This is a genomic window from Arthrobacter sp. FW306-1B-G06A (assembly GCF_058781765.1).
This window is the reverse complement of sequence record NZ_JBYSXB010000037.1, coordinates 37,699-49,448: the sequence shown is the minus strand read 5'-3', so window position 1 is coordinate 49,448 and position 11,750 is coordinate 37,699. Positions and strand designations below refer to the sequence as shown.

Genomic DNA, 11,750 nt, shown 5'->3' with positions numbered 1-11,750 from the left:
GTGGGGGCCGATGGGGAGGTGTTGTTTTCGGAGCAGATTCCTACGCTGAATCGGGACGGGGGCGACGCTATTTTGCGGGCAACTGCGGCGCTCGTGGGGCGGCTCATGCGGCGGGCGGCGGGTGCGGGAATCGACGTCGTGCGTGTTGGCGTGGGTTCGGCCGGGGTCATCGATGCCGTGAATGGCGAGGTGGTTTCGGCGACTGATGCGATCCTGGGGTGGGCCGGGACCGGATTGACGGCGGGGTTGGCGCAGCTCCTGGGTTTGCCTCGGGGGTCGGTGAGTGCCGTCAACGATGTGCATGCGCATGCTCTGGGTGAGGCGTGGCGTGGGGCGGCTGCCGGGTCTTCGAGTTCGCTCATGGTAGCTTTCGGTACGGGTGTGGGCGGCAGCTTTGTGCTGGACGGCGCTCCTGTTTTGGGGCACCACTATGTGGGTGGGCACGTGGGGCATTTTGCGTCGCCGTACGCCTATCACGAGGGCAAGGCCCTCCCGTGTGTGTGCGGCGGCTCGGGCCACGTCGAGGCGATCGCTTCCGGCCCGGCCATCCACGAATCCTTCGTCCGTTTCGGCGGCTCCCCCGAGGTCCCGGACACTCGTGCGGTGTTTGCCTTGGTGCACGACGGCGATCGTGCCGATTCGGCCGACGGTACTGCCGCCATCAAAGCCATCGGGGCGGGCGCGGGTGCTGCGGGGCAGGCGATCGGCGGGCTCGTCAACATCCTCGACCCGGAGACGGTGGTGGTTTCCGGGGGTTTGGCGGATGCGGGAGATTTCTGGTGGAAACCCATGGAACGCGCCCTGCGCAAGGAGCTCATGGCCCCGCTTGCCGACATTCCCGTGCTTCGCGCGGCGCTAGGCAATACCGCGGCCATTGTGGGCGCGGCCAAACTCGTCCTGAACTGACACCCGAACACCCGAACCCCTCGCAAGGAGAACCCCATGATCCTGACCCCCGATGGCCTCGAAGCCCTCCGCTCGCAGTTGATCGTGTCCTGCCAGGCCTACCCGGCCGAACCCATGCGCGATCCCCGGACCACCGGCCAGGTGGCGGCGTCGGCCGTTATCGGTGGAGCCGCCGCAGTCCGCGTACAGGGCCTTGCGGACGTCCAATTCACCCGCGCAGCTGTGGAGGTCCCGGTGATCGGGCTCTGGAAGGACGGGCACGACGGCGTTTTCATCACCCCGACGCTCCGGCACGCCCTCGCCGTCGCGAATGCCGGCGCCCACGTCGTGGCCATCGACGGAACGCGACGCGCGCGTCCCGATGGCTTGTCTCTCAAGCGAACCATTGACGGAATCCACGCCGAATCGCACGCCTTGGTCATGGCTGACTGCGGTTCCTACGCCGATGCGGCGGCCGCCGTCGACGCCGGTGCTGACCTGATCGGCACCACCTTGGCCGGGTACAGCGGGGACCGTCCCAAGACTGACGGCCCCGATCTTGAGCTTCTCGCGGAGATCGCCGGCGCTGGGCTGGGCAAGCCGCTCATCGCCGAGGGCCGCATCCATACCCCGGCACAGGCCCGCCAGGCCCTCGACGCCGGGGCGTTCGCCGTCGTCGTCGGCACTGCCATCACGCATCCGGCGAGCATCACCGGCTGGTTCAAAGGCGCGATGGACACCTGACCCGGCAGAATCCGTCGCCGGATCCCTCATCCCGGCCTGTGTCCGGGCGTAGGCTTCTCCCATGGCTGAGGAGAATATCCGGGAATTCGATGTCATCGTGATCGGCGCCGGGACTGTGGGGGAAAACGTTGCAGACCGGGTGGTCCGGGGCGGCCTCACCTGCGCAATTGTGGAGGCTGAGCTCGTCGGCGGGGAGTGCTCCTACTGGGCCTGCATACCGTCCAAAGCGCTCCTTCGGCCGGGAACCGCCCTGCACACGGCACAATCAGTGCCCGGAGCGTCGGACGCCGTCACGAAGGTCCTGGATCCCGCACCGGTCCTGAAATACCGTGACTACTTCACCAACAAATGGCAGGACGACGGCGCGGTCCAGTGGCTCGTGGACACCGGCATCGAACTCATCCGGGGCCGGGCACGCATCACCGGCCCGCGTGAAGTCCAAGTGGATGGCAAGGACGGCACCAGCTACTCGCTCAAAGCCCATCACGCCGTGGTGGTGGCCTCCGGATCCACACCGCTCATCCCGAAAATCGACGGCTTGCGCAACGTCCCCTACTGGACAACCCGCGGGGCCACCTCCGTGCGGCAAATCCCTAAACGGTTCATCGTGCTGGGCGGAGGGGTCGCCAGCGTCGAACTTGCCCAGGCTTTCGCCCGCCTAGGCTCGTCGGTTTCGATCGTTGCCCGAGGCCGACTCTTGAGCGCGTTCCCCGAGGAAGCCGCCGATTTGGTCGCTGCGGGACTGCGGGCCGACGGCGTCGATCTGCACCTCGGGACCGACACCACGCGGGTCGAACACGAGCCGGACCATGCCTTCAGCGTCACTCTCGGCGACGGGACGGTCTTGAACTCTGACCAGTTGCTGGTGGCCACAGGTCGTCGGCCTTCCCTTGATAATTTGGGACTCGAAAACGTAGGGCTCGACGCCGAAGAAGGCAAGCCATTGCGCCTCACCACGGACTCGAGCGGCTTGGTTGAGGGCGCCGCCAGCGACGGCACGAGCGGGCTATGGCTTTACGCGGCCGGCGATGCCGCAGGATCGGTATTCCTCACCCATCAGGGCAAGTACGAGGCCAGGGCAACCGGCGACGCCATCGTGGCCCGTGCCAAAGGAACCCTCCACGGCACCCCGAAGGCATGGAGCGCCCTCGCGAAGACGGCCGACGAATATGCGATCCCCAGCGTGGTCTTCACGGATCCGGAAGTGGCATCCGTGGGACCGAGCCTCAAGCAGGCGCTGCAAAAGGGCATTAACGCAAGCTCGGTTGAGCTCCCCATCAATGTGTCCGGCTCCCAGCTGCATTCGGAAAATTACCAAGGCTGGGCACAACTGGTGGTGGACGAGGACCGGAAGGTGGTGCTGGGCGCGACGTTTGCCGGGCCCGGAGTGGCCGAGCTTTTGCACGGCGCCACCATCGCGATTGTGGGCGAAGTGCCGTTGGACCGGCTGTGGCATGCCGTGCCGTCGTTCCCCACCATCAGCGAGGTGTGGCTGCGCCTGTTGGAGAAGTACGGACTCTGACCCCCTGGCCGCCGCCGGTCGACGAACCGTTGTGGCGTCGGGAACGCGGGAGGAGAATGGCCGCATGGCCAAGCACCTCGACATTGACGGACACCCAACCTGGGTGGAAGACCTGGGCGGTCCCGGCGAACCGCCCTGCCCATCTGGTGGGGTGGAGTGACGGCGGGATCGTTGCCCTCCTCGTCGCTCTCCGGCGACCCGAACTGGTGCAAAAGCTTGTAGTCATTGGTACCAATTACCACTACAACGGCACGGTGCTCTTCGACTTGGACCCCCAATCGCCCATGGCGCAGGAACTGGGCAGGGCCTACATCGAGCGGTCTCCGGATGGGCCCGAACACTTGGATGTCGTCTTTGGCAAGAGTGTCGCGATGTTCACCACGGAGCCGACACTCACCACCACCGACATCGCGCAAATTAACCAGCCGGTGCTCGTCATCGTCGGCGACGACGACGTGGTCACCTTGCCCCACACTCTCTCGCTCTACGAAGCCTTGCCCGAAGGCCAACTTGCGGTCGTTCCGGGCGCATCGCATGGGCTTCCACTGGAACAGCCTGAAACAGTCGCCGGCCTAATAAGCAACTTTCTGGCCGCGGCGGAGCCGCCGCGCACGTTCATGCCAATTCGCCGTGCAAGGCAAACAGACAGCTAGGTTCCCAGGAGGCGAAGGGATCTATTTGAACTGACTGGTCAGTTCAGTTACGATTGGAGCAGATAACAAGTTCTGCGAAAGGTCCAATTGTGCTGTCTGCACAGCAACTCCAGATCGACGGCCGCCGGGACGATCTCCTGCCTCCCACTTCCCTCGAAGCCAGGCGCGGCGAGCTCCTCCTTGTCAGCGGCGACGGTCAGGACCAGCGCACGGCCTTGGCACTTGCTCTGAGCGGCCGGATGAAGACCAGCAAAGGCCTCCTGAGCTGGGACAACTCGGCGAAAACCAAGAAGCTCCGGGCTGCGAGCGCCCTGATTGACGCTCCGGGTGTCAACGAGCCGGAGCAGCATCTGAGCGTCCGCGACCTCGTCACCGAAGACCTCTCCCTCATCCCCCGCCGTTACCGCGGCGCGCTCCTCAGCAAGCCGTGGCTCAAGATCAACCGCTTCGAAGACATCGCCGGGCTGTGGATCGAGCAACTCCCTGCGGACCGCCGCCTTGAACTGCTGACCGCCCTGGCCCTCGCGGACCCTGCCCTCGACCTCTTGGTGCTCGATTCCCCGGACCGGCACAGCGCCAACACTGCGGACTGGCTCCCCCGGCTTGAGCAATTGGCGTACGACGCCGGGCGGCCGCTCGCCGTCGTCGCCGTCGTCTCTGCCCTTCCGGACGGCTGGGACGGCCCGGCCGCCGTGATCGGCAACTCGGTCACGCACACGGCACCCGCCGAACCCGCGGAAGCCGCGCAAGAAGATCCCGAAGAAGTACCCGAAACCCTGCAAAGGACCGCAAAGTGACTGTTCTGCGGCTGGCCCGCTCCGAACTCAAGCGCATGACCGGCGGGCTCCTGCCCAAGCTGACCATCCTCGCCCTGACCATGGTGCCCCTCCTCTACGGGGCCGTGTACCTTTACGCGAACTGGGATCCTTACGGCAACCTCAACCAGATCGACGCCGCTTTGGTCGTCGAGGACGCGGGAGCCCAGCCGGCAAGCGGCCCGGAGCTGCAGGCTGGCCAGAAGGTTGCCGACAGCCTCGTGGAGAGCCACGTGTTCAACTGGCAGCGGGTGACCACCACGGCCGAAGCCGATGCCGGCGTTGAATCCGGCAAGTACGCCTTCGCCCTGAAGATCCCGAAGGACTTCTCGGCCAACCTGGTCTCACCGGGCAGTTTCAATGCGGCCAACCAGGCGATGCTCAACGTCACCACCAATGACGCGAACAACTACCTCCTCAGCACCATCGTGGACAAACTCACCACCGCGGTGCACTCCACTGTGGCCAAGGAAGTAGGCGAGGAAACCGCCAACCAACTCCTCACAGGCTTCGGCACGATCCACGCTTCGATCGTCAAGGCGTCCGACGGCGCCTCCCAACTTGCCGACGGCGTCGGGAAGCTCAGCGACGGCGCGGCCGCCCTTCACGACGGCACCAGCAAGCTCAGCAGCGGTGCGTCCGAGCTCCTGGCGGGCCAAAACAAGCTGCGCGACGGCGCCAATCAACTGAACGGCGGTGCCGGGCAGCTCAGCGCGGGCCTCACGGAGCTGAAGAACAAGACCGCGTCCCTCCCGGCAGACTCCCAGAAGCTTGCCGACGGCGCCGCCCAAGTAGCCGCCGGAAACGCACAGCTGAACGCGAAAGTCCAGGACGTCGTCGGGCAGCTTTCGGCGTTCGACGCCGGGGCGCGGGACCGCGTGGTGGCCTCCAACGCGAGGCTCGTGTCCGCAGGGGTCATCACCCAGGACCAGGCGAACAAGATCCTGGCCGACTTCGACACGGCCGCCGCGTCCGCTCCGGTCACCGACGCCAAAGCCAAGATCTCGGCGGATGCCGCGCAGATCCAGCAGCTTTCCAACGGATCGGCCGCGGTCAGTGCCGGCGCCGCCAAGCTTGCGGGCGCTACCCCGGCGCTGACGGGCGCCATCGGCCAGGCCTCGGCAGGCGCGGACCAGCTCAGTTCTGGAGCCTCCACGCTCGCCGCTGGCGAACAGTCCGCCGTCAACGGCACGGCGGCCCTCGCGGACGGCGCCGCAAAGCTCGACGACGGCGCGGCGCAGCTTGCCACTGGTGCTGCAAGCGCCGCTGACGGATCCCGCACCTTGGCGAGCGAGTTGGCGAAGGGCGCAGGCAAGGTCCCGAACCCGAACGACGCCCAAAAGAGCGAGGTGTCCAAAGTGATCGCGGATCCTGTGGCCGTCAACAACGTATCGCAGGCCAAGGCAGGGTCCTACGGCGCGGGCCTGGCCCCGTTCTTCCTGACACTGTCCCTCTGGATCGGCGTGTTCATGCTGGTCCAGGCTATGCGTCCCATCACCCAGCGGGCCTTGGCGTCGAACGCGCCGTCATGGAAAATCGCCGTCGGCGGCTGGCTCCCGTTCTTCGTGGTGTCCGTGCTGCAGGCCAGTATCCTCACCCTCGTGGTGAACCTGGGGCTGGGACTCAACGCGGCTCACCCGGTGGCGATGTGGTTGTTCATGCTGGCAGCGGTCATGGCGTTCACGGCCCTCATCCAGGGCATCGTGGCTTTGCTCGGGACTCCTGGAAAGTTCGTGGTGCTGATCCTGCTGGTCCTGCAGCTGGTGTCTTCCGGCGGAACGTTCCCTTGGCAAACCACCCCCATGCCTCTGCACGTGGTGCACGAGATCATGCCAATGGGCTACGTAGTGACCGGCATGCGGCACCTGATCTACGGCGGCGACTTGTCCATGATCTGGCCGATTGTCCTGGGACTGCTTGGCTACACTGTGCTGGGGGCCGCGCTATCCACGCTGGCCGTCCGTAAGCACAAGTTCTGGACCCTCAAGACCCTGAAGCCGGAGATCGCGGTATGAGCATGCAAGAGCCGGATGTCTCGGGGCTCCCGGAGAAGAAGCTCCGCCCGGCCCGCACCAACGCGACCAAGCAGCGCCTTTTCGACGCTTCGATGGAGCTGATCGGCGAGCGTGGCGCAGCGGGCGTGACGGTGGACGAGATCGCGGCCGCAGCCGGGGTGTCCAAGGGAACGGTCTATTACAATTTCGGCAGCAAGTCCGATCTGATCGCCCAGTTGCTGCGCCACGGCGTCGACATCATGCTCGGCCGGCTCCAGACGATTGAAGGCCTGCACGCCGATCCGCTCGAGGCGATGGAGGCCATGCTCGGGCAAGCCATGGACTTCATGGACGACTACCCGTCCTTCGCTCGGCTCTGGATCAGCGAGAACTGGCGGACGCCCAGCGAATGGGGCAAGCTCTTCGTCGAGCTCCGCAGCGAGCTGTTGGCCGTGATCGGCGCGGCGATCGAAAAGGTCGCCACCACGTACACGGTGGATACGGGGATTGCCCGGGGTAGCCTCGAGGCGGCGATGTTCGGAGCGATCTTCGTGGTGGGCCTTGACCGGCAGACGTACAACCCCGAGCGCACCCGCGAGCAGAGCATAGCGGCCCTCATGACCATCATGCGGGGCTACGTACTGCGGTAACGGTATGGCAACTGCCGCGTCTTGGGGCGCGGCGCTGCCGCGGGTCAGGGATGATTAATCCCATGCGTCACATGGGGAACAGCGGAAAGCTTGCGATTATCTCTGCTGTGGTGTCTGCTGGTTTGCTGGTGCTCCTGGCCATCACCCTTGACGAAACCGTGATGTACATCTTCCTGGGGGCCCTGGCGATCGGCTACCTGGCGTGCGTCGCCGAGGTTTTCACCCGTCGCAGGTACTTCATGCTGGTTCTCGGGGCCATCTCGACGATCCTGTTCATCGCGTTCGGAATCGCGTTCCTGCGCATGTGGGGCCTCGCCTTCAACCAGGACGAGAACGCCCTGGGCAGCGCGGTGAGCACCAAGGACTCGGACATCTATTTCTACCTCGCCGCGCTTGCCGGCTGCAGCTCCCTGCTGATCTTGTTCGTGGGGGCGGTATGGCCATCGCGCCGTGCGAAGGCAGTGGCCCGTCCGGCTGCCCGGCGGCCCGCGCCCCGGCCTGCTTCGCGGCCTTCCCCGGCACCCGGCAGGACCGCCCAGCGACCGGCGGCCCGTCCGGCGTCGGGAACTGTGAAGCGCCCTGCACCACGCACCCCCGCCAAGCGCCCGACGTCGGGATCCGCCCCTCAGCGCAAGCCGGCCCCCAAGCGCTGACGTACTTCGGCCGCCGCCAGGTCCCCAGGCTTCTCGCGCCGTTGCAGCACGGCAGTCGCGACGCCGCCCAGCAGGAGGAGCCCGCCGGCCAGTTCCGCCGTCGTCGGGACCTCTGAGATGAGCAGCCACGCGGCGGTCATTCCCACCACCGGGACCAACAACGTGAAAGGCACCACGGCCGAGCTCGGGTACAGGCTGAGCAGCCGGTTCCAGATGCCGTAGCCCACCAGCGACGCGAAAATGGCGGTATACAAGGCGCTCAGGATGGTGGCCGGCTGAAGGTTGGTGAGGGTCCCGACGACGGCTGCCGGGCCGTCGACGATGAGCGACAGGGCCGCGAGGGGCAAGGGGACCACGGCCCCGGACCAGACCACCAGCCCCAGTCCCGAGGCCGCCTTGGCTTTGCGGGCGATGATGTTGCCCGCGGCCCAGGACAAGGCGGCGGCGAGCACGATCATGAGCGGCACCACGGGGGCCACCAAGCTTCGACCCACCGCCACCAGCGCTAGCCCGGCGACACCCAGCACAACCCCTGTCAGTTGCCGCTTGCTCGGCCGCTCCCCCAGGAAGCGGGCCGCCAACAGCACCGTCAGGAGCACTTGAGCCTGCAGGACCAGCGAGGCAAGTCCTGCAGGCATGCCGAGCGCCATGCCCAGGTAGAGGAGGCCAAACTGCCCGGCGCTCATGAAGAGCCCGACGCCGATGATCGCCTTCCAGCTGACGTCCGGTTTGCGGACGAAGAAGATGCAGGGGAACACCACCAGCACAAAGCGGATGGCCACGAACAGTAGAGGCGGCACGTCGGCCGCGCCACCGCTCCCGTTACCGGGGTGCAATCCAAAGTCGATCGCGACGAAATTCAGGCCCCAAAGGACGGCGACAAGGACGGCGAGTGCTGAGTGGCGGATATTCACGATTCAACTCTGACAGCCCAGCCAATGAAGCACCAGCGTTGAATTCTGCATCGGATCATGTACGTTTGCTTCATGATTGAGATTGCGGCGCTACGGGCCCTCGTAGCAGTGGAACAGCAAGGCTCGGTGGTGGCTGCCTCGGAGGCTATGGGCTTCAGCCCCTCGGCGGTTTCCCAGCAGATCAAGAAGCTCGAGAAGCAAAGTGGAGTGACGGTCCTCGAACGCCACGGCCGCGGCGTACTGCTGACCGACCGCGGCATGGCGTTGGCGGAGTACGGACGCCGGATCCTGGGCGAGTTGGAGGAGCTGCAGGCCACGCTGCTCGCCGACCCAACGAAGCCGAGCGGCGTGCTGCGGCTCGTGGCATTCTCCACCGCTTGCCGGGGTCTTGTGGGGCCGATGCTGGCGAAACTCGGCACGGCCCAAGCCGTTGCCGCCGGATCTTCGGCCGCGGCGGGCTCCGGGCTTGGCGCATCCGGGCTTGAGGTCCGTGTGGTGGCCGAAGACCCGCGCGAGGCCGTCCAGAGGGTCGCCACCGGCGAAGCCGATCTCGGCGTCGTCCACAATTGGCACTCCGTACCCTTGGTCATTCCGGAGAACATGGTCCACGAGGACCTCTGCCTGGACACCGCCGACGTCCTGCTGAACTCAGCCCACCCGCTGGCTGGCCGGACCGCCGTCGAGCCTTCCGACCTGGTGGACGAAAGCTGGATCAGCACGCCAGCTGGGGCCATCTGCAATGAGGCGTTGCTGGCGATCCTGGCAGGCCTGGGGCGCGTGCCGGACATCCGCATCTACGACCCCGACTTTTCCACCCATATCGCTATGGTCCAGCAGGGCGTGGCGGTGGCGCTCGTGCCACGGCTCGGTAGGCCCGAGCTCCCCGCTGGAGTGGTGGCGGTGCCCGTGGTCAATCCGATGCAGCAACGCCAAGTGGGAATCGTGTACCGGAAGACCATGATGGCAAGCCCCAGCATCCGCCACGTGGTCCGCTTGCTGCAGGATGTGGCGGCCGGCCTCGAGGTGGGCTAGCTGGGACCATCCGCGCGAGCTGGCGGCAGATGCCCTCTGGCCGCGCAAAAAAGGGTATTAGCTGCCAGTTCGCGCGAGGGAGCTACTTCTTTGGGCGAGGAACTGCGAAGTGGGTCAGCCGGGCATCCTGCCCATCGAGTTCAGCCCACGGCTTTTCAAGTTCCATGACTGTCATGGCGCTCGTGGGGTAACGCGTTGCGGCGTCCATGTAGGCGTCATGGTCCGAGTCGCGGGAAGCCAAGTGCATCGCGAGGTCCTGCACGCCGGGCATGTGCGAAAAGATCATGAGAGTGGTGACGGTTTCCGGCACATGGTTGATGACGGTCAACATGCGTTGCGCGGAGGCGGCGTACAGGCCGTCCTCGAGTTTCGGCGTCGGGGCCTTCTCCCCCAGCTCGCTGCACACCCACGTGCAGGTCTGCCGGGTCCGGAGCGCGGACGAACACAGGATGAAGTCCGGAATCACGTGGTGCTTAAGGAGCCATTTCCCGGCAAGGGGGGCTTCCTTGTGGCCGCGTTCGGCAAGGGGTCGCTCATGGTCCGGCACACCGAGGGGCCAGTCCGACTTCGCATGCCGCATGATCACCAGCCGCTTGATGTGATGCTCGCTCATCCCCCCACCCTATCGCCGCGGAGGCACATGCTCACTGGTCCTGAGCGCAGGAATGCGGCCGCCTGGTTCGCGCGGGCGCTGTCGCGTGAGCGGGACATCCCGAAAGCGCCGTTGTTGCGTGAGGGACGAGCGCAGGCGCCGAGGGATCGTCCCGCGGAAGCGAAAGCGCCCGCCCCCTAGACAGGGGGCGGGCGCCTTGGACGGGTGGGGACTAGATCGAGTATTCCGGAGCGGCCCAGACGATAACCTCGGGGTGCTCGTAGAAACGGTAGCCCTGGCCGCGCACGGTGCGGACCGTGTTTGCCAGGCGGCCGAGCTTGGAGCGTAGGCGCCGGATGTGGACGTCGATGGTGCGCTCGTTGGGGACCTCTTCGGCGTTGCGCCACAGGCCCTCGAGGAGTTCGTCGCGGCCCACGGTGCGGGTGCCGTTCTCGACGAGGTAGTTGAGGAGCTCGAATTCCTTGAACGTGAGGTTCAGGGATTCGCCGTCGAGGTGCACCTCACGACGTGCGAGGTCGATCAAGACGCCGGACGGGCGGGCTTCCTGTGCAGGCTGCGGGCGGAGCGCCTCGGAGCGCTGGCGGTTGCCAACGGTGGGGTCACCGAAAGTCGAACGGACGACGTCGAGCGCGGAACCGGGCGCGCTGGCCGGGGCTACTGCGACGGCGGCATAGCTCTCGGCGCCGGAAACGAGGGACTGCGCGTAGGCCCGGATTTCCTGGGCCAACTTGGCAATGGACGTTCCGGCGGCCGCGGCCGTGTCCTCGTCAATGCCCATGTAGAGCACGAAACCGCGGGCCACATTGTCATTAGCAACGGGACGGATAGAGCGGTCCGCTGGAGCCAAGACCGGCGTGGGCGCAGTCATCGGCGAGGCCTCGTTGGCGGGAACAGCGCGGAGCTGGCCGTAGGAGTTGGGGTTATAGCCCTGGGGGACGTAGCCGGGTGCCTGGCTGCCACCCTGCGGTGCGGGCTGGGCGTAGGCCGGGCGGTTGCCGAAGCCGGGACGCAGGCCGGCGTTCGACGCGGCCTTATTGGCGTTACGGACGGAGATGTGGACGTATCCGGATGCAACTGACATGGAGTGCTTACCTCAAAGTGAATAGCCGTCATCGCGGCTTCGAATGCTGGTCTGGTCCCCGCAATGAGATGGGGAGGGGCGCCCGACGCTGGGCAGGGGGCGAATGCCTGAAACTTGTTGGGGTCTTAAGTTAGGCATGCATTCGACAACAGCTCATCGAAGTACCAGCGGGTGCGCTGGGCTCGATCGCTGCG

Annotated in this window: 12 protein-coding genes; 9 read left to right on the top strand and 3 right to left on the bottom strand. The window is 66.1% G+C overall.

The window, feature by feature from the left end; genetic code table 11:
* The 8 genes from AC3WJM_RS17890 to AC3WJM_RS17855 form a co-directional block, all read left to right on the top strand.
* A partial coding sequence (locus AC3WJM_RS17890; protein ID WP_492272535.1) for an ROK family protein occupies positions 1–906 on the top strand: 906 nt, incomplete at its 5' end.
* 36 nt (positions 907–942) lie between these two features.
* A complete protein-coding gene (locus AC3WJM_RS17885) occupies positions 943–1,629 on the top strand; it encodes an N-acetylmannosamine-6-phosphate 2-epimerase (RefSeq protein WP_492272534.1) in 687 nt (228 codons plus the stop codon).
* Between the two features lie 61 nt (positions 1,630–1,690).
* Positions 1,691–3,151, top strand: a complete 1,461-nt coding sequence (locus AC3WJM_RS17880; RefSeq protein ID WP_492272533.1) for a dihydrolipoyl dehydrogenase family protein — start codon at positions 1,691–1,693, stop codon at positions 3,149–3,151.
* A gap of 56 nt (positions 3,152–3,207) precedes the next feature.
* A complete protein-coding gene (locus AC3WJM_RS17875; protein WP_492272532.1) occupies positions 3,208–3,804 on the top strand; it encodes an alpha/beta fold hydrolase in 597 nt (198 codons plus the stop codon).
* Between the two features lie 89 nt (positions 3,805–3,893).
* Positions 3,894–4,601, top strand: a complete 708-nt coding sequence (locus tag AC3WJM_RS17870) for an ABC transporter ATP-binding protein (protein WP_307053120.1) — start codon at positions 3,894–3,896, stop codon at positions 4,599–4,601.
* Positions 4,598–6,634: a YhgE/Pip family protein gene (locus AC3WJM_RS17865; RefSeq protein ID WP_492272531.1), complete on the top strand. Its 2,037-nt coding sequence runs from the start codon at positions 4,598–4,600 to the stop codon at positions 6,632–6,634. The genes AC3WJM_RS17870 and AC3WJM_RS17865 overlap by 4 nt, the downstream gene beginning before the upstream one ends.
* Positions 6,631–7,263, top strand: a complete 633-nt coding sequence (locus AC3WJM_RS17860) for a TetR/AcrR family transcriptional regulator (RefSeq protein ID WP_284988753.1) — start codon at positions 6,631–6,633, stop codon at positions 7,261–7,263. Before AC3WJM_RS17865 ends, AC3WJM_RS17860 begins: the two co-directional genes overlap by 4 nt.
* A 62-nt stretch (positions 7,264–7,325) precedes the next feature.
* Positions 7,326–7,916 carry a hypothetical protein gene (locus AC3WJM_RS17855; RefSeq protein ID WP_332602385.1) on the top strand — a complete coding sequence of 197 codons (591 nt, stop codon included), beginning with the start codon at positions 7,326–7,328 and terminating at the stop codon, positions 7,914–7,916.
* On the opposite strand, the gene AC3WJM_RS17850 is transcribed toward AC3WJM_RS17855, so the two are convergent.
* A complete protein-coding gene (locus AC3WJM_RS17850) occupies positions 7,889–8,830 on the bottom strand; it encodes an EamA family transporter (protein WP_284988751.1) in 942 nt (313 codons plus the stop codon). The genes AC3WJM_RS17855 and AC3WJM_RS17850 overlap by 28 nt on opposite strands.
* 72 nt (positions 8,831–8,902) lie before the next feature.
* On the opposite strand from AC3WJM_RS17850, the gene AC3WJM_RS17845 reads away from it, so the two are divergent.
* Positions 8,903–9,862, top strand: coding sequence for a LysR family transcriptional regulator (locus tag AC3WJM_RS17845; RefSeq protein ID WP_284988750.1), 960 nt, complete (start codon positions 8,903–8,905; stop codon positions 9,860–9,862).
* An 82-nt stretch (positions 9,863–9,944) separates the two neighbouring features.
* On the opposite strand, the gene AC3WJM_RS17840 is transcribed toward AC3WJM_RS17845, so the two are convergent.
* Positions 9,945–10,475: a SixA phosphatase family protein gene (locus tag AC3WJM_RS17840; protein WP_492272530.1), complete on the bottom strand. Its 531-nt coding sequence runs from the start codon at positions 10,473–10,475 to the stop codon at positions 9,945–9,947.
* A 211-nt stretch (positions 10,476–10,686) separates the two neighbouring features.
* Positions 10,687–11,556 (bottom strand): winged helix-turn-helix domain-containing protein, encoded by an 870-nt coding sequence (locus tag AC3WJM_RS17835; RefSeq protein WP_284984188.1) that lies wholly within the window; start codon positions 11,554–11,556, stop codon positions 10,687–10,689.
* Positions 11,557–11,750: the final 194 nt, after the last annotated feature.